Raw genomic sequence first — 17,901 nt, 5'->3', positions numbered from 1 at the left:
TCGGCAACGAAAGGTAATCGCTCCATGCGTCGTCCCCAGCTGGACATCCAGCTGAAGACCCCTGACCAGATCGAGAAGATGCGGTCCGCCGGGCTGGTGGTGGCCGAGGCGCTTCGTCGGATGCGGGAGGCGGTCGCCCCCGGGGTGAGCACCGCCGATCTGGACGCCATTGCCGAGTCGACCATCCGCGAGGCGGGTGGCGTTCCGTCGTTCAAGGGCTACCACGGTTTCCCGGCGTCGATCTGCTCCTCGGTCAACGAGCAGATCGTGCACGCCATCCCGTCGCCTGCGCAGGTGCTCCAGGCCGGTGATCTGATCTCCATCGACTGCGGTGCGGTGCTGGACGGGTGGCACGGCGACGCCGCGATCACCGTCGGGGTCGGCGACGTCGACCCGGCGCTGCTGAAGATGGCCGAGGTCGCCGAAGACGCGATGTGGGCCGGCATCGCCGCCGCCGCACGCGGCGCGGCCAGCGGCAAGGGCCGACTCACCGACATCTCGCACGCGGTGGAGACCGCCGTCCGTAAGGGCGGCCGGTACGGCATCGTCGACGGCTACGGCGGGCACGGCATCGGCACCGAGATGCACCAGGACCCGCACGTGCTCAACCACGGCCGGCCGGGCAAGGGCCCACGGCTGGTTCCCGGCATGGCGTTGGCCATCGAGCCCATGATCACGATGGCGTCCCCGCGTACGGTCGAGCTGGCCGACGGCTGGACGGTGGTCACCCGGGACGGCTCGGTGGCCGCGCATGTCGAGCACTCGATGGCTCTGCTGCCGGACGGCGTCTGGGTGCTCACCGCGTTCGACGGGGGCCGGGCCCGCCTGGGCGACCTCGTCACCGCAAGCCAACCCGCAACCTCCAAGACCCCCTAACCCCGGCCCCACCCCGGCCCCACCCCACCAAGCCCGTTGATCATGAAGTTATTGCCATGAAACGCCGCTGGACCGGGCAACAACTTCATGATCGACCGAGGTTGGCGGGTCCGGCGGGACTGGCGTGGCGGTGGCATGCTTGCCGGCATGGACGGGCAGGACGGGATGCGAGCCGCGGACGCGGACCGTGCGGCGGTGGCTGACCGGTTACGGGTCGCGCTCGACGAGGGCCGGTTGGACCTGTATGAGTACGACGAGCGGTTGCAGCGGGCCTACGCGGCGCGCACCTACGCCGATCTTGAGGCCCTGATCGCCGACCTGCCGCCGGTGACGCCGTCCCAGCGGTCGGGCCTGGCGCCGGCCTCGGGCGCCGCTCCGGCGGTCAGCCCGCTGGGTGGCCAGCTCGGTCAGGCACCTGCCGGGGGCGTCACCGCCCGCTGGTTGGCCGAGGTGTGGTTGCCGTACCTGAAGGTGGTCGCCATCGTGGTGACCATCTGGGCGGTGACCTCGCTGCTCAGCCAGGATCTGCTCTACTTCTGGCCGGCCTGGGTGGCAGGGCCGTGGGGTGCGGTGCTGGCAGTCCGCACGGTCACGGGACTGGCCGGGAAAGAGCCCCAGCGCGAGGCGATCGACCGGCGGCGCCGCCGAGACCGCAAGCGCGCCAAGCGCGAACGGCGCGCCCTCGAATCCGACGACCCCCCGGCAGTTACCTGACCTGACCGGCCCCAGCGCCGATGATCATGAAGTTATTGCCTCCGGCGCCGGGGTGTCGGGACGAAAACTTCATGATCAACGGCGCTGAGGGTGACGTGCCAGGGCGTGGGGGGTGGCCGGTTTGGCGACCGACTGCAGGCGGGCGTACACTTTCAGATCGGCGCACAGCGTCCACTCCGGCATGCCCACCCTGCGCTTCGGTGGGACCTGGAGCCGCGGCTGGCGCGGGCTTCTGATCTTGGTCAGTTCCCCGTGTAAGACGTTGTGGGCCGCCCGGAGCAATCGACGTCAGGACAGCGGAGGACATGCCGAAAAAAGACGGAGCCATTGAGATCGAGGGTCGGGTCATCGAGCCCCTGCCGAACGCCATGTTCCGGGTGGAGCTCGCGAACGGCCACAAGGTGCTGGCTCACATCAGCGGAAAGATGCGGCAGCACTACATCCGTATCCTTCCGGAGGACCGGGTCGTCGTCGAACTCTCGCCGTACGACCTGACCCGCGGGCGCATCGTCTACCGCTACAAGTAGTCCTGACGGCGGCCGGGAAGTCCCGTGTCCGTCTTCGACGTCCGGTCTCGCGCCTCGCGCGTCCCCGGGCCAGATGGGAAGTAAGGCAACCGTGAAGGTCAAGCCGAGCGTCAAGAGGATCTGCAACAAGTGCCGGGTTATCCGCCGGCACGGCCGGGTCATGGTCATCTGCAGCGACCCGCGCCACAAGCAGCGCCAGGGCTGACTCAGCCAGTCCGGCCGGAACACGGCCGGGTGGCGTTGGTCCCGGTAGATCCCCAGCGACACACACATCACACATGCTCGTCCCAGCCGCGAGCGGTACGCGAGACGTACCTCTGCGTGGCTGACCCCCGGTCGGAGGCCGGGGCCCGCTCGGGCAGCGACCGATCCCGGTCGCCGGCGCTCATCGCGTCGGAAAGACGGGACGGCCGGTAGCGGGGTGGGACGGGTCCACACCTCCGCCACACATCACGAGGAGTACGCCCGCACATGGCACGTCTAGTCGGCGTGGATCTCCCCCGCGAGAAGCGGTTGGAGATCGCGCTCACCTACATCTTCGGGGTCGGTCGCACCCGCGCCCTGGAGACACTCGCCGCCACCGGCATCTCGCCGGACAAGCGCGCTCGGGACCTCACGGACGAGGAGCTCGTGCAGCTCCGCGACCACATCGAGGGCAACTACAAGGTTGAAGGCGACCTGCGCCGCGAGGTCGCCGCTGACATCCGCCGCAAGGTTGAGATCGGCTGCTACGCCGGCATCCGGCACCGCCGGGGCCTGCCCGTGCGTGGCCAGCGGACCAAGACCAACGCGCGGACCCGCAAGGGCCCGAAGCGGACCGTCGCCGGCAAGAAGAAGCCCGGCAAGAAGTAGTTCTTAACCGGATGACGGGGTCGGCCGCCGCCGAGGTGGGCCAGGCCGCAACCCAATCCGGAAAGTCAACTAGGAGCGCACAGACTTATGCCACCGAAGGCTCGTGCCGGAGCCGCTGTCAAGAAGGTCCGGCGCAAGGAACGCAAGAACGTCGCCCACGGGCAGGCGCACATCAAGAGCACGTTCAACAACACCATCGTGTCCATCACGGACCCGACCGGTGCGGTCATCTCCTGGGCCTCCGCTGGCCAGGTGGGCTTCAAGGGCTCCCGCAAGTCGACTCCGTTCGCCGCGCAGCTGGCCGCCGAGGCCGCCGCGCGTCGCGCCATGGAGCACGGCATGCGCAAGGTCGACGTGTTCGTCAAGGGCCCCGGTTCCGGCCGGGAGACCGCCATCCGTTCGCTGCAGGCCGTGGGCCTCGAGGTCGGGCAGATCTCCGACGTCACCCCGCAGCCGCACAACGGGTGCCGTCCGCCGAAGCGTCGCCGGGTCTGAGAGGTAGAGAGAGATGGCTCGTTACACCGGTGCTGACTGCCGCCGTTGCCGGCGGGAGAAGATGAAGCTGTTCCTCAAGGGCAGCAAGTGCGATGGTCCGAAGTGCCCGTTTGAGTCCCGGCCGTTCCCGCCCGGGCAGCACGGCCGCGGCCGCACCAAGGAGACGGAGTACCTGCTCCAGCTCCGTGAGAAGCAGAAGGCCCGCCGCGTCTACGGCGTGCTGGAGAAGCAGTTCCGCGGTTACTACGAGGAAGCCGTTGGCAAGCAGGCCAAGACCGGTGAGGTCCTCCTGCAGATCCTCGAGTCGCGGCTGGACAACGTCGTTTACCGGGCCGGCTACGCCCACTCGCGGGACATGGCCCGCCAGCTGGTCAAGCACGGTCACTTCACGGTGAACGGCAAGAAGGTCGACATCCCGTCGTACCGCGTCAAGGAGCACGACATCATCGAGGTTCGGGGCAAGAGCAAGGAGCTCACCCCGTTCATCGTCGCGCAGGCTCAGGCCGGCTCGAGGACGGTTCCGGCGTGGCTTGAGGCCATCCCGAGCCAGATGAAGGTGCTCGTGCACTCCCTCCCGGCCCGGCAGGTCATCGACACGCAGGTCCAGGAGCAGTTGATCGTCGAGCTCTACTCCAAGTAGTCCGAGCTCGTTCGGTGGCCCGCCCTCCGGGGCGGGCCACCGGAACAGTTTGTGTCGTGGGCGTCAAATAGCGGGCGTCCCGGAAGAGAAGAGAAAAGATGCTCATCAGCCAGCGACCCTCCCTCTCCGAGGAGTCGATCAACGAGACCCGGTCGCGGTTCGCCATTGAGCCGCTGGAGCCGGGATTCGGCTACACCCTGGGTAACTCGCTGCGGCGCACGCTGCTGTCGTCGATCCCGGGCGCGGCCGTCACCTCGATCAAGATCGACGGTGTGCTGCACGAGTTCACCACGATCCCCGGTGTCAAGGAGGACGTGGTCGAGCTCGTCATGAACATCAAGGAGCTGTGCGTCAGCTCCGAGCACGACGAGCCGGTCAGCATGTACCTGCGCAAGCAGGGCCCGGGCGACGTGACCGCGGGCGACATCCAGCCGCCGGCCGGCGTCTCGGTGCACAACCCGGACCTCAAGCTCGCCACCCTCAACGGCAAGGGCCGGCTCGACATGGAGCTGACCGTCGAGCGGGGCCGGGGCTACGTGACGGCGGCGCAGAACAAGCAGTCCGGCGCCGAGATCGGCCGCATCCCGGTCGACTCGATCTACTCGCCGGTGCTGAAGGTGACCTACCGCGTCGAGGCGACCCGTGTCGAGCAGCGCACCGACTTCGACCGGCTGATCATCGACGTCGAGACCAAGCCGTCGATGGGCCCGCGTACCGCGCTGGCCTCCGCCGGTTCGACGCTGGTGGAGCTGTTCGGGCTGGCCCGGGAGCTGGACGAGACCGCCGAGGGCATCGACATCGGGCCGTCCCCGCAGGACGCCCAGCTGGCGGCGGACCTCGCTCTGCCGATCGAGGAGCTGGACCTCACCGTCCGCTCCTACAACTGCCTCAAGCGCGAGGGCATCAACTCCGTTGGTGAGCTCATCGGGCGTACCGAGGCCGACCTCCTCGACATTCGCAACTTCGGTCAGAAGTCGATCGACGAGGTCAAGATGAAGCTCGCCGGGATGGGTCTCGGGCTGAAGGACTCGGCTCCGAACTTCGACCCGGCGCACGTCGTGGACACCTTCGGCGAGGCCGACTACGACACCGACGACTACCGCGAGACCGAGCAGCTCTAGTCCGCGCTGCCGCCACAACTGAGGAGCACCAAAAATGCCCACGCCCACCAAGGGCCCCCGCCTCGGCGGCAGCCCCTCGCACGAGCGGCTGATGCTGGCCAACCTGGCCACCGCGCTGTTCCAGCACGGCAAGATCCAGACCACCGAGACGAAGGCTCGGCGGCTGCGTCCGCTGGCCGAGCAGCTCATCACCAAGGCCAAGCGCGGTGACCTCGCCTCGCGGCGGCGGGTGCTGGGTGTCGTCAAGGACAAGGACGTGGTCTACGCCCTGTTCGACCAGATCGCGCCCCGGTACTCCAACCGCCCCGGCGGTTACACCCGGATCGTGAAGACCGGTCCGCGCAAGGGTGACAACGCGCCGATGGCCATCATCGAGCTGGTGGAGGAGCTTCAGGTCGCCGAGCCGAAGGTGAACAAGAAGACCGCCGCCCGCAAGGCCGCGCAGCAGGACAAGGTCGAGGCGCTCGCCCCGGCCGATGAGGCTCCGCAGTCGGCTCAGGCGGACCAGGACGCCGAGGCGCCGGTGTCGGCGTCCGGTGACACCGACGCCGCCCGCGAGGACAGCGACGAGGCCACCGAGAACAAGGCCTGATCTCGGGCATCGTGCGGGCCCGGCACCCCATCGGGGTGTCGGGCCCGACCCGTAACAGGAGGTACGAGGTGGACGAGCGGATCCGGCTGCGGCTGGACGTCTCGTACGACGGCACGGGCTTCTCCGGCTGGGCTGCCCAGCCGTCGCGGCGCACCGTCGCGGGGGTGCTCGTCGAGACCCTGGACCTGGTCCTCGGCGCCGGCACGGCCACCGGGCTGACGGTGGCCGGGCGGACCGACGCGGGGGTGCACGCCACCGGGCAGGTCTGCCACCTGGATCTGCCCGCCGACGTGTGGCAACAGCACGAGGGGCGGCTGGTGCGCCGCCTGGCCCGTCTGCTCCCCACCGACGTGCGCGTACGGGCGATGACCGAGGTGCCGAACGACTTCGACGCCCGGTTCTCGGCCACCTTCCGGCGCTACGAGTACCGGGTCACCGATGCGACCTTCGGTGCCGAGCCGCTGCGCCGGCACGAGGTCCTGGCCTGGCCGAAGCCGCTGGACCTGACCGCGCTGAATGCCGCGGCGGCCGGCCTGGTCGGGGAGCACGACTTCGCCGCGTACTGCCGGCGCAAGGAGAACGCGACCACGCTGCGCGAGGTGACCCGGCTGGACTGGCGTCGCGACCCGGACGGCATCCTGGTCGCCACCGTGCAGGCCGACGCGTTCTGCCAGGCGATGGTGCGCAGCCTGGTGGGGGCGATGCTGGTGGCCGGGGACGGCCGCCGCCCGGTCGAGTGGCCGGGCAGCCTGCTCACCCGACAGGTTCGGTCCAGCGAGGTGACCGTGGCCCCCGCACACGGGCTGACCCTGGTCGCGGTCGGCTACCCGGCGGACCCGGCCGAGTACGCGCGTCGCGCCGACCTCACCCGCCGGTTGCGGGTCCCGATCGAGGGCTGACCGCCGACGGTGTGCGGGGTCAGTCGCCCGGCAGATCTTCGTCGCCGGTGCTGCCGCCCTGGCTCCCGCTGTTGTCCGTCGGCGCCGCCGTCGGTTGCGCGGCTGTGCCACCGTCGGCCCGCTGTTGCAGCACGCCCCGGCTGAGGTGCAGCTCGATCATGTCGAACAGGATCTCCCGAACCTTGGTGTCACCCGCCTTGACCGCCGCCCCGTCCTTGCGGACCACCAGCGCGTACGCCAGGTAGTGACCGCGGACCTGCCAGCCGACCCGGGCCGGCGCGCTGGCCAGCACGTCGGTGCCGTCTCCGTCGCCGCCGGTGAGGCCACGGAAGCGGCCCTGCCGCTCGTCGAGCAGCTGCCGGATCCGATCGCGGGCTCGCTCCGCGCTCACCTTGTCGGTGAGGTTGAACAGGCCGGTGGTGACCAGGTGGTCACCGTCGGGTGTGCGGAGCGTGGCCCGGACGACCTGGTTGCAGCCGAGCCGGACCAGCAGGTCGGCGACCTCGCCGGTGGCGGCGACGGCGCAACTGCCGCTGGAGTGTGTCTTGAGCACCTGGTAGCTCGGCTGGCCGTCGGTGAGCTTCAACGTCTTGCCGGGGAAGAGTTCCTTGGCGGTGAGTGGGGCCTGGTCGGTGTCCCGGGAGTCGAGGGCCAGGCGTTCCGCTGCGGCGGACGTCGGGGCGGCGTTCGGCTGGTACGTCGGGGTGGCCTGTGGCTGCGGGGTGCGGTCGATGAGCAGCGCCGCGGCACCCAGGCCGCAGAGGGCGAGCAGCACCAGGACGGCCGCGCCGCCGATCAGCACCTGCCACAGCCGCCCGCCACCGCGCCGGACAGGTGGCTCCGCCGGCTGCGCCGACGTGTACACCTGGCTGCGGGGCGCGGCGGGCGGAAGTTCGGTACGGGCCGGCGGTGGCTGCGACGACGGCAGCGAGAGCTGATTCGCCCGGGCCAGCGACGGCGTGGGGAAGCGTGACGGAGAGGGCCCGGCCGGCGGCGGCGGACCGGCGCCGAGCACCGACAGGTCGGACCCGGGCTCCGGGTACTCCTCGAAAGCGTCCTCATCGGACTCGTACCGATACACCATGTCGCCCAGAGTAGGAGTCATTGTCCCTTTAGGGGGTAATATCGGGTAAATGTGTGCGTGGGCCGTGTCGTGGCCGGCCCGGGCCGGTGCGAGAATTGCCGGCGTGACCGGCGACCACTACTTCACCGCTCAGCCCGCCAGCGACGCCCCGGCGCGCGAGGTCGAGTTCTCCGTCGCCGACCGCGACTACCGGCTCGTCTCGGCCGGCGGGGTCTTCTCCGCCAGCCGACTCGACCCCGGAACCGGGGTGCTCCTGCGTAAGGCCGAGCTGCCCGCCGCCGACACCAGTGGCGACCTGCTCGACCTCGGTTGTGGGTTCGGGCCGATCAGCTGCGTACTGGCCGATGTCGCGCCGGCCAGCACCGTCTGGGCCGTCGACGTCAACGCTCGCGCCCGCGAGCTGACCGTCGCCAACGCGGTCCGGATCGGTGCCGGTGACCGGGTCCGGGTCAGTGCGCCGGATGACGTGCCGGCAGACATCCGGTTCGCCCAGCTCTGGTCCAACCCACCCATCCGGATCGGCAAGGAGGAGCTGCACGAGCTGCTGCTGCGCTGGCTGCCGCGGCTCGCACCGGACGGCGTCGGCTGGCTGGTCGTCGCCCGGCACCTCGGCGGCGACTCGTTGCAGCGCTGGCTCACCGAGCAGAACTGGCAGGTGGAGCGGTACGCCAGCCAGAAGGGCTTCCGGGTGCTGCGGGTCACCCGGTAATTGGATGTACCCCTGACCCTCGCTGGGGCAGGATCCCGGCGTGGGATACGTGGACGTGGCAGCGGTCGGGCACATCCTGCCCGACGGTCGGGAACTCTTCGCCGACGTGTCGTTCCGGGTCGGGGAGGGCGCCAAGGTCGCCCTGGTCGGGCCGAACGGCGCGGGTAAGACGACGCTGCTGCGGATGGTCGCCGGCGACCTGCCGGTGCGTACCGGCACCGTCGCGCGGGCCGGTGGGCTGGGCGTCATGCGCCAGTTCATCGGCATGATCGGCGACGAGTCGACGCTCGCCGACCTGGCGCTGTCGCTGGCGCCGCCGTCGCTGCGCGAGGCCGGCCGCCGGCTCGGCGAGACCGAGGCGGCCATGCGGGCGGCCGAGGCCCACGGCAAGTTCAGCAACGCCGCGAGCAAGGCCCAGCTGGCGTACGCCGACGCGCTGGGCGCCTGGGGCGAGGCCGGCGGGTACGACGCCGAGGTGCTCTTCGACACCGTCGCCACCATCGTGCTCGACCTGCCCTGGGACGCCGTGCGGGACCGGCCGGTGCGTACCCTCTCCGGCGGCCAGCAGAAGCGCTTCGCGTTGGAGTTGCTGTTGCGCGGCCCGGACGAGGTGCTGCTGCTCGACGAGCCGGACAACTTCCTCGACGTGCCCGGCAAGCGCTGGCTGGAGGCGCGCCTGCGCGAGTCGACCAAGTCGGTGCTCTACGTCTCGCACGACCGCGAGTTGCTGGCCCAGAGCGCCGACCGGGTGGTCGCCGTCGAGGGTGGCAGCGCGTGGGTGCACCCGGGCGGCTTCGCGAGCTGGCACTCCGCACGGGTGGCCCGGCACGCACGCCTGGACGAACTGCGCCGGCGCTGGGACGAGGAGCACCAGAAGCTGCGCGAGTTGATGCTGATGTACAAGCAGAAGGCCGCGTACAACGACGGGCTGGCCTCGCGCTACCAGGCCGCGCAGACCCGGCTGCGCAAGTTCGAGGAGGCCGGGCCGCCGCCCGTACCGCCGAAGGACCAGGACATCCGGATGCGGCTGAGCGGCGGGCGGACCGGCAAGCGCGCGGTCGTCTGCGAGCAGCTGGAGCTGGACGGCCTGACCTTCCCCTTCGACCTGGAGATCTGGTACGGCGACCGGGTTGCGGTGCTCGGTGCCAACGGCACCGGCAAGTCGCACTTCCTGCGGCTGCTGGCCCGGGGCGGCAGCGACCCCGACCCGGCGAACGGGCCGGTCGACGGGGCGGGCGCGCTCGCTCCGGTGGCGCACGACGGCACGGCCCGGCTCGGTGCCCGGGTCCGCCCCGGGCACTTCTCCCAGACCCACGACCGGCCGGAGCTGATGTCGAAGACGTTGGTGGAGATTCTCTGGCGTGGTGATGAGCACCGCACGGGGATGGACCGGCACGCGGCGATGGGGGTGCTGAGCCGGTACGAGCTGGCCGACCAGGGTGACCAGCGCTTCGGCACGCTCTCCGGCGGGCAGCAGGCTCGTTTCCTGGTGCTGCTGCTGGAGCTGTCCGGGGCGACCCTGCTGCTGCTCGACGAGCCCACCGACAACCTCGACCTGGCCAGCGCGGAGGCCCTCGAAGCGGGCCTGAACGCGTTCGAGGGGACGGTGATCGCGGTCACCCACGACCGCTGGTTCACCCGCTCCTTCGACCGGTTCGTGCTGTTCCGTGGCGACAGCGAGGTGGTGGAGACCCCGGAACCCGTCTGGGACGTCGGCTGACCGGTCCCCGGCGACGGTGCACCCGGCCGGCATAGGGTGGATCTCGTGACTGAAATGACCTATCGCCGGCTGGGCGACTCCGGGCTCGTGGTTTCCGTGGTCGGCATCGGCTGCAACAACTTCGGCCGAAAGCTCGACCTCGACGGCACGCGGGCGGTGGTGGACGCCGCCCTGGACGCCGGGATCACCCTCTTCGACACCGCCGACATCTACGGCGAGCCGCAGGGCGGCTCCGAGGAGCTGCTCGGGCAGGCGCTCAAGGGACGCCGGGACGACGTGGTGGTGGCCACCAAGTTCGGCATGGACATGAACGGCCTCAACGGGCCGGACTTCGGCGCACGCGGCGCGCGGCGTTACATCGCCCGCGCGGTCGAGGCGTCGCTGCGCCGGCTCGGCACCGACCACATCGACCTGTACCAGATGCACGAGCCCGACCCGGGCACCCCGATCGACGAGACCCTCGCCGCGCTGGACGACCTGGTCCGCGACGGCAAGGTGCGCTACCTGGGCAACTCCAACTTCGCGGGCTGGCAGATCGCCGACGCGGACTGGGTCGCCTCGTCCAACGGTCGGGCCCGCTTCATCAGCGCGCAGAACCACTACAGCCTGCTGGAGCGCTCGGTGGAAACCGAGGTCATCCCGGCCTGCGAGCGGTTCGGCCTCGGCATGCTGCCGTTCTTCCCGCTCGCCAACGGCCTGCTCACCGGCAAGTACAAGCGTGAGGCTCAGCCGCCGGCCGGCAGCCGGCTCTCCGGCGGTGGGCGGTACGCCGAGCGGCTCGCCGCAGCCGACTGGGACACCATCGAGGCGATCGAGGCGTACGCGGGTGAGCGGGGTCTGACCATGCTCCAGGTGGCGATCGGCGGGCTGGCCGCCCAGCCGGCGGTGACCTCGGTGATCGCCGGTGCCACCACGCCCGAGCAGGTACGCGCCAACGCCGCGGCCGGCACCTGGGAGCCCAGCGACGAGGACCTGGCGGCGCTGCGCGCCATCCTCTGAGCCGCGGTGGCGCGCGTAGCCGCGTCGTGCTCGGGGGCGCGTGCCGCGTCGTGCTCGGGGGCGCGCCGCGCATGATCCACTCGCGTTCCTTGACGTCGGGGTGACCTGTCGGGCGGGACACCCCGACTTCAGGGATGTCGAGTCGATCACGAGCCGATCAGACGACACCGGGCCGGGCCGCTCGTCGCGGCCCGGCCCGGTCGTTGGAGTGGCGCCGGAGCGCCGGTCGGTCAGCTCGTGCGGCGGCGGCCGAACAGCATGGCCACTCCCATCGCCGCGGCGGCGAGCACGAGGCCGGCCGCCGCGAACGGCCACCAGCCGCCCGCCCCGCCTTCGTCCGCGGGCCTGGTCACCGCGACCGGCGCGGGCACCGGCGGCGACTGTGCCGCCTTCGCCTGCACCGTGGCGGTGGCCTTACCCTGCAGTGGAGCGGGGGAGTTGACCGTCACCTTCCAGGTGCCGGTGGAGAGCACCGGGCCGCTGCTGTAGAAGCCCTGCCCCTCGGGCTGTGGTTCCAGCTGCACCGGCCCGACCCGTTGCCCGTCCGGGCCGGTGGCGGTGAGGACCAACCGCACCACCTGCTCCAGCCGGCGGCCATCGGCGTAGGTGGCCTGGATGGTGACGCCCTGAGCCCCGTCGCCGGCCATCGTGAGCTTGAGTTTGTCGGCCTGAGCGGCCGCCGGGGCCGCAGCGAGCAGGGTCAGGGCCAGCCCGACGAACACGGCCGCCAACACCTTGCGGATACCCGTCACGGACATCTCCTCCCTACCGATGAGGGAGGCCCCTCCCCGACGCTGTGGCGTCGGGGAGGGGCCTCGTTGGATCAGAGCTGGCGACCGGGTGCGAGCCGGGTGGCGTCGCCACCGAGCCGCCCGGTGCCCTTGACCGGCTCGCCGTCGTTCGCCGTCACCCCGGCCTTGCTGGCCGTGCCGCCCAGCCGGACGATCATGGCGTCGGCGTCCCGGACGAGGACATCCCGGATCTCCGCCTCGGCCACCAGGGTGGCGTCGGCGGCGAGCGTGCGGAACGCGGTCAACTGCTTGATCGCCTTGTCGTCGTTGCCGGCAGCCTCGGCCTGACGGGCCGCATCGAGCTTCGCCTTCAACTGCTTGTGCGCATTGGCCGAGAGCCTCCCCGTCGCCTTGAACCGGTCCAGCAGGTTCTGCATGTCCCGGAACGAGGTGGTGACGAAGAACCGGACCGTCGAGGTCGTCTTGTTGCCCGCCTTGTCGGTCGCGGTCACGGTCAGCTCGTGCAGGCCGAGCGGAAGCTCGTACATGGCCTGCAGAGTGCCGCTGGCGTACGCCTGGCCGTCCAACTGGCCGACCACGGTCGCGATGCCCGAGGTCGGGTCGACAGCCTGCCAGGACACCCGAACGTCCTGACTGTCGCCGTAGAGCTGGCCGTCGGCGATCCCGGAGACCAGCAGCGTCGGCTTGGTGCCGTCGATGCGCAGCACCGCCGACTTGAGCGTCTCGGCGTTGCCCGCCTTGTCGGTCGAGCGGAACAGCAGCTCATGCTGCCCGTCACCGGTCACCTCGACCGGCGTCGAGTACGGCGTCCACGCGCCACCGTCCAGCGACCACTCCACCGTCTTGACGCCGGAACCGGCGTCGGTCGAGGTCAGCACGACCGGGATGGTCCCGTTGTGCCAGCCGGCGTCGTTCGCGGGAGCGAACGTCGCCGAGGTCACCGGCGCGGTGGTGTCGATCTTGACCGAGACGGTCTTCGTCGACTCCACGTTGCCCGCCTGGTCCGTCGAGCGGAACCGCAGCTCGTGCTCGCCGTCCCCGGTGACCGCCACCGGTGCGGTGTAGTCCGTCCAGGTGGTGGCCCCGTCCAGCTGGTACGCCGTCCCGGCGAGACCGCTACCGCCGGCCTCGTCGGCACCGGTGAGCGTGATCGTCACCGGCCCGGTGTGCCACCCGTCGGTCGGGGTGCCGGAAACCGCCGCCGTGGTGACCGGCGCGGTCTCGTCGGCTACCTCCGTGCTGAGCCGGAAGTAGTCGAACGAGGCGGTCTTCGACGCCGTCTGGTTGGCGCCGAGGGTGAACAGCCCGACCTTCGGGGTCGCCCCGACCGCGCTGTTGGTCAGCGCCGTCAACGCGGTCCAGGTCGTCCCGTCGGCCGAGTACGACGCGGTGAACGTGTCGCCGCTGCGGGCCAGCCGCAGATGCCACACGGCACCGGTCAGGTTGGCCGCCTCGGGCTGCGGGTTCTGGACCGCCCCACCGATCTCGCTGCGGAACTCGATCCGCCGCGTCACCGTCTGGCCGGCCTGGTTGTCCGCGATGAAGTCGAACTTGAGGTAGTTGTCGTCGTCCGCCTGCACGAGCAGACCGGCCTGCTGGTACTGCTCGTTCAGCAGGCTGCCGTCGACCTTCGTCTCCAGGGTCCAGTCGCCGGACGGCGCGGTCTGGAGGATGAAGTTCTTCGGCCCGGTGTTGTCGGTGCCGTAGATGTCACCGTTGGGCACGTCGATCCGCAACGCGCCACCGGTGACCCGGTAACCGGTCGGGTCCTCCCGCAGGATCGCGTCCCACCGGCACTTGTCCAGCGTGCTGCCGGTGAACTCGTCCGACGGGTCGACCGGCCCAGCCGGGGCGTCCGGCGTGACCTGGAACGAGTCGAAGGCGGCGTCGACCACCGGTGCCTCGGTGCCGCCGTTGAGCGCGAAGACCCCGATCCGCGGGTTGGTGATGCCGGCGAGCGCGGCCGAGCGGCCGGCCGGGGTGAAGGTCTGCCCGTCGGACGAGACTGCCGCGGTCAGGTTCGTCCCGTCGCTGGTGATCCGCAGGTACACGGTGTCACCCGCCGGTGCGGCGACGCTGTCGGCGGCCTCGTTGCGAGGCGTGCCGGCCGTCTCTCGGATGAACTCCACCCGCCGGCTGCCGTTGTACAGCAGGTCCAGCTTGGCGTAGTTGTCGTCGTCGCCGTACACCAGCAGGCCAGCCTGCTGGTAGTTGGCCGTCACCGGAAGGGTGACCTTGGTGGTCATCTCCCAGGGGCCGGTCGGAGCCGCCTGGAGCACCAGGTTGGTGGCGTCGTTACGAGCGCCGTAGAGGTCGCCCACGCCGGTGGGCAGCCGTAGCGCGCCGCCGCTGACCGAGTAGAGCTGGTTCTCCCGGACCACGCTGGTCCACCGGCTCTTGTCGAGGCTGGTGCCGTTGAAGTCGTCCGAACGCGCCCCGAAGCAGGACGTGTCCGGCGCGTCGACCCGCACCGGCACGGTGGCGTACGACTTGGCGCCCTTGCTGTCGGTCACCGTGAGGGTGGCCGTGAAGGTGCCCGGGCTGGTGTACGTGTGGCTGGCGTCCAGGGTGGTCGCCGTGCCTCCGTCACCGAAGTCCCAGGCGTACGTCAGCGGGGTGTCGCCCTCGGCGTCGGTGGCCGTGCCGTCGAAGGCGACGGTGACCGGTGCGGTGCCGGTGGCCGGGGTGGCCGTGGCGCTGACCGTCGGCGGCCCGTTCTCGGTGACACCGCGGCCGACGAAGTCCATCCAGTTGACGTTGAACAGCGAGCCCGTCCCGCCGTTCGGGTCGCGGGCCAGGAAGAACAGCGAGCCGCTCGCGGCGCCGGTGACCGGTGCGCTCACGTCCGTGTACGTCTGCCACGCGCCGGTCGACGGTACGACGGCCGTGGCGACCACCGGTCCGTCAACCGCACCCGCCCGGACCTCGATCCGACCGCCAGCGGCGGCGGAGGCGGCCCGGAACCGGATCTCGGTGATGTTGGTCAGGTCCGCCGGGGCGAGCGACCACCAGTCGCCGTCCTCGATGAACCCGATGTTCTGGCCGCCGCCGGCGGTGTCGGCGCCGGTCTCCCGCTGCACGCCGGCGTCTCCGCCGCCGGTGCTCACCGGAGCGCGCCCGGTGGCGGTGAAGAACTCCGCCTGCTTGCGCTTGGGCTGGAGCACCTCGATCGCGCGGCCGGTGAGCGGGCCAGCCCCACCGGTCCCGCCACCGTCGGTGTAGGTGGCCTCGAAGACCGCGAAGACGTTCGCCTCGGCGCCGTGCCCGGAGGCGAGCGACGTCTGCACGGTGCCGGTGCAGCCGGTGTGCTGCTCCAGCGGGTGGGCGTGCTCGTCGTGGCCGAGCAGCACCTGGAGGTTCACCTTGGCGCAGTCGATCTGCCCGTCCTCCGGGTCGGTCACCTTGATCGAGTAGCGGACCTGGTCGCCCCACTCGAAGAACCCACCGTCCGGCGGGAACTCGATGGTCACCGTCGGGGACGTGTTGCCCACCGTGACCGGCACGTTGGCCACCGCGGTACGACCCTTGGGGTTGGTGACGGTGAGCTGGGCGGTGTAGTTGCCCGCCGTGGCGTACGTGTGGGTCGGGTTCGCCTCGGTGGAGGTCTGCCCGTCGCCGAAGGCCCAGGCGTAGGTGAGCGTGCCACCGTCCGGGTCCCGGGAGCCGGCGCTGGAGAACTCGACAGTCAACGGCGCGGCGCCTGACGTCGGGGTCGCGGACGCCGCCGCGATCGGTGCCCGGTCACCGGCGGTGTAGTCGATCCGGTAGACGCCGGAGTTGTCGTTGTTACCGCCGAAGCCGCTGCCCCACTCGATCAGGTACAGCGCGCCGTCCGGGCCGAACTCGAAGTCCATCGGCCGGACCATGCTCATGCCGGTGAGCAACTGGTTGATGTCCACCAACGACTTGCCGTCGGGGGTCACCTGCATGGTGTACATCTTGTTCTGGTTCCACTCGCCGAGCAGAGCCTTGCCGTCGTAGTACGCCGGCCACTTGCGGTTGGAGTTCAGGTCGGCGTCGTACCGGTAGACCGGGCCGCCCATCGGGGCGCCGCCGCCACCGATCTCCGGGTACCGCGCGTCACCGGCGTACCCGTAGTCGACGGTCGCCGGGACCACCGGCGGGAGGTTGGTCAGGCCGGTGTTGTTGGGCGAGTTGTTCACCGGTGCGGCGCAGTCGAACTTCGCGCCGCTCGGCCCGGACGGGAACGTGTAGTCGTTGTACGCCTCGTTCGTGCCCGTGCAGTACGGCCAGCCGTAGTTGCCGGGGGTGACGACGTTCCACTCGACCAGACCGCGGGGGCCCCGGGTGGGGTTGTCCGCGTTGGCGTCCGGCCCGTAGTCCGCGACGTACAGCGTGTTGGTCTTCGGGTCGGTGCCGATCCGGAACGGGTTGCGGAAGCCCATCGCGTAGATCTCGGGACGGGTCTTCTCGGTGCCCGGTGCGAAGAGGTTGCCCGCCGGAACGGTGTACGTCCCGTCGTCCTCCGGGTGGATCCGGATCACCTTGCCGCGCAGGTCGTTGGTGTTGCCGGAGCTGCGCTGCGCGTCGTAGTCCTGGCGGCCCGGCCGCTCGTCGATCGGGGTGTACGAGTTCGACTCGAACGGGTTGGTGTTGTCACCGGTGGCCAGGTAGAGGTTGCCGTCGCCGTCGAAGGTCATGCTGCCGCCGGCGTGGCAGCAGGTGTTGCGCTGGGTGTCGACCCGCAGCACCTGCTTCTCGCTGGCCAGGCTGATGGTGTCGCCGGTCACCGTGAATCGGGACAGCAGGTTGCGGGTGACCCCGTCGTTCGGGGCGTAGTACAGGTACACCCAGTTGTTGGTGGCGAAGTCCGGGTCGAGCCGGATGCCGATGAGGCCGTCCTCGTTACCGGTGAAGACGTCCAGGTCGACGGCGGTGACGGTGTTGCCGGTGTCCGGCTTCACGATCTGCACGCGACCGTCGCGCTCGATGTAGAAGACCCGCCCGTCCGGGGCGATGTCCAACTCCATCGGGTTGCTGGTGTTGCTGTCCAGCGCGACCTTCTCGAAGTTCGACGTCTTCGAGGCACCGCAGTCGGCGTTCTCGACACCGGCCGCGGTGCGGATGCCGCCGAGCAGGTGGGAGAGGAACTCGGGCTCGGCGTACGACTCCCGGGTGTGTCCGCCTCCGGTGTACCAGGATCGGCCACCGTCGAAGTCCTGACACCAGGCGATCGGGTGGTCCGCACCCATCGCGCCGGCACCGGCGGTGTAGCTCTTCTCGTCCAGGCTGGCCAGCACGTGCACGTCCGGCCGGGGGTTGGTCTGGTAGTTGTACCACTCGTCGAACCGGGACCAGCGGTCCGGCAACCCGGCCGTGGACGGGTGGGCGTGGTCCTCCACCTTGACCGTGGCCTGCTGGTTCTGCGGGTGGTTGGCGAAGTACGCGCCGACCAGATCGCCGTACCAGGCCCAGCTGTACTCGGTGTCCGACGCGGCGTGGATGCCGACGTAACCGCCGCCGGCCTTCACGTAGCGCTCGAACGCCGCCTGCTGGTCGGCGTTGAGCACGTCACCGGTGGTGGAGAGCCAGATCACCGCCTTGTACTTGGCCAGGTTGGCGTCGTTGAATGCGGCGCCGTCCTCCGAGTTGTCCACGGTGAATCCGTTGGCGACGCCGAGCTGTTGGATGGCGGCGATGCCGGTGGGGATGGAGTCGTGGCGGAAGCCGGCGGTCTTGGAGAAGACCAGGACGGAGAAGGGATCGTCGGCGGCCTGTGGCGCCACCTGGGTGACCGGGGAAACCTGCGCGGCGGCCGGAGCCGCCTGCGCGGGCGTGCCGAACAGGGTCGTCGAGGCGAGGGCTAGGGAGATCAGGGTCGCTGTGATGGGTACGCGGGCACGACGAGAACGGGACACGCCGCCTCCAATGTCGCAGTGGACAGAGATCGCGGGGGCCGG

General features: G+C 70.4%; 16 protein-coding genes. 13 read left to right on the top strand and 3 right to left on the bottom strand.

Annotation, left to right across the window (positions count from 1 at the left end):
• The first annotated feature begins 24 nt into the window (after positions 1 to 24).
• From map to truA, 10 genes are all read left to right on the top strand, one after another.
• Positions 25 to 876 carry a type I methionyl aminopeptidase gene (map, locus tag ACQEUX_RS23820; RefSeq protein WP_433052391.1) on the top strand — a complete coding sequence of 284 codons (852 nt, stop codon included), beginning with the start codon at positions 25 to 27 and terminating at the stop codon, positions 874 to 876.
• Between the two features lie 147 nt (positions 877 to 1,023).
• Positions 1,024 to 1,590, top strand: a complete 567-nt coding sequence (locus ACQEUX_RS23815) for a DUF1707 SHOCT-like domain-containing protein (protein ID WP_433052388.1) — start codon at positions 1,024 to 1,026, stop codon at positions 1,588 to 1,590.
• 305 nt (positions 1,591 to 1,895) lie between these two features.
• A complete protein-coding gene (infA, locus tag ACQEUX_RS23810) occupies positions 1,896 to 2,117 on the top strand; it encodes a translation initiation factor IF-1 (protein ID WP_007073013.1) in 222 nt (73 codons plus the stop codon).
• Positions 2,118 to 2,208: 91 nt separating this feature from the next.
• Entirely contained in the window at positions 2,209 to 2,322 is a 114-nt protein-coding gene (gene rpmJ, locus ACQEUX_RS23805; RefSeq protein ID WP_043965539.1) for a 50S ribosomal protein L36, read from the top strand.
• Between the two features lie 266 nt (positions 2,323 to 2,588).
• The gene (rpsM, locus tag ACQEUX_RS23800; RefSeq protein WP_030329917.1) at positions 2,589 to 2,969 is read left to right on the top strand and encodes a 30S ribosomal protein S13; all 381 of its coding nucleotides are present in this window, start codon (positions 2,589 to 2,591) and stop codon (positions 2,967 to 2,969) included.
• Positions 2,970 to 3,056: 87 nt separating this feature from the next.
• Positions 3,057 to 3,464, top strand: a complete 408-nt coding sequence (gene rpsK / locus ACQEUX_RS23795) for a 30S ribosomal protein S11 (protein WP_007073011.1) — start codon at positions 3,057 to 3,059, stop codon at positions 3,462 to 3,464.
• 13 nt (positions 3,465 to 3,477) lie between these two features.
• Entirely contained in the window at positions 3,478 to 4,104 is a 627-nt protein-coding gene (gene rpsD, locus ACQEUX_RS23790) for a 30S ribosomal protein S4 (RefSeq protein ID WP_238679500.1), read from the top strand.
• 98 nt (positions 4,105 to 4,202) lie between these two features.
• On the top strand, positions 4,203 to 5,225 hold the full coding sequence (locus tag ACQEUX_RS23785; protein ID WP_007465227.1) for a DNA-directed RNA polymerase subunit alpha: 1,023 nt from the start codon (positions 4,203 to 4,205) through the stop codon (positions 5,223 to 5,225).
• Between the two features lie 34 nt (positions 5,226 to 5,259).
• Complete coding sequence (gene rplQ / locus ACQEUX_RS23780) at positions 5,260 to 5,817, top strand: 50S ribosomal protein L17 (protein WP_433052381.1); 558 nt, start codon at positions 5,260 to 5,262, stop codon at positions 5,815 to 5,817.
• A gap of 68 nt (positions 5,818 to 5,885) precedes the next feature.
• On the top strand, positions 5,886 to 6,716 hold the full coding sequence (gene truA / locus ACQEUX_RS23775) for a tRNA pseudouridine(38-40) synthase TruA (protein ID WP_433052378.1): 831 nt from the start codon (positions 5,886 to 5,888) through the stop codon (positions 6,714 to 6,716).
• A 19-nt stretch (positions 6,717 to 6,735) separates the two neighbouring features.
• Here truA and ACQEUX_RS23770 read toward each other — a convergent pair whose 3' ends face one another.
• On the bottom strand, positions 6,736 to 7,800 hold the full coding sequence (locus tag ACQEUX_RS23770) for a hypothetical protein (protein ID WP_433052375.1): 1,065 nt from the start codon (positions 7,798 to 7,800) through the stop codon (positions 6,736 to 6,738).
• A gap of 103 nt (positions 7,801 to 7,903) precedes the next feature.
• Between ACQEUX_RS23770 and ACQEUX_RS23765 the strand changes: the two genes are divergently transcribed.
• From ACQEUX_RS23765 to ACQEUX_RS23755, 3 genes are read left to right on the top strand one after another with little or no spacing between them, the layout of a single operon-like run.
• A complete protein-coding gene (locus tag ACQEUX_RS23765; protein WP_433052371.1) occupies positions 7,904 to 8,509 on the top strand; it encodes a class I SAM-dependent methyltransferase in 606 nt (201 codons plus the stop codon).
• 40 nt (positions 8,510 to 8,549) lie between these two features.
• On the top strand, positions 8,550 to 10,229 hold the full coding sequence (locus ACQEUX_RS23760) for an ABC-F family ATP-binding cassette domain-containing protein (protein ID WP_433052368.1): 1,680 nt from the start codon (positions 8,550 to 8,552) through the stop codon (positions 10,227 to 10,229).
• A gap of 36 nt (positions 10,230 to 10,265) precedes the next feature.
• Entirely contained in the window at positions 10,266 to 11,228 is a 963-nt protein-coding gene (locus tag ACQEUX_RS23755; protein ID WP_433052365.1) for an aldo/keto reductase, read from the top strand.
• Positions 11,229 to 11,458: 230 nt separating this feature from the next.
• Here the strand turns inward: ACQEUX_RS23755 and ACQEUX_RS23750 are convergent, their stop codons facing one another.
• Together ACQEUX_RS23750 and ACQEUX_RS23745 are read right to left on the bottom strand one after the other, a co-directional pair.
• Positions 11,459 to 11,980, bottom strand: coding sequence for a hypothetical protein (locus ACQEUX_RS23750; RefSeq protein WP_433052363.1), 522 nt, complete (start codon positions 11,978 to 11,980; stop codon positions 11,459 to 11,461).
• A 71-nt stretch (positions 11,981 to 12,051) separates the two neighbouring features.
• Positions 12,052 to 17,859, bottom strand: coding sequence for a ThuA domain-containing protein (locus ACQEUX_RS23745; RefSeq protein WP_433052360.1), 5,808 nt, complete (start codon positions 17,857 to 17,859; stop codon positions 12,052 to 12,054).
• Positions 17,860 to 17,901 lie beyond the last annotated feature (42 nt).

The sequence above is a fragment of the Micromonospora sp. CA-259024 genome, from assembly GCF_050936255.1.
In the GTDB taxonomy this organism is placed as follows: Bacteria; Actinomycetota; Actinomycetes; order Mycobacteriales; family Micromonosporaceae; genus Micromonospora.
The sequence above is the reverse complement of the archived record's forward strand: the minus strand, read 5'-3'. Positions and strand labels throughout refer to the sequence as shown.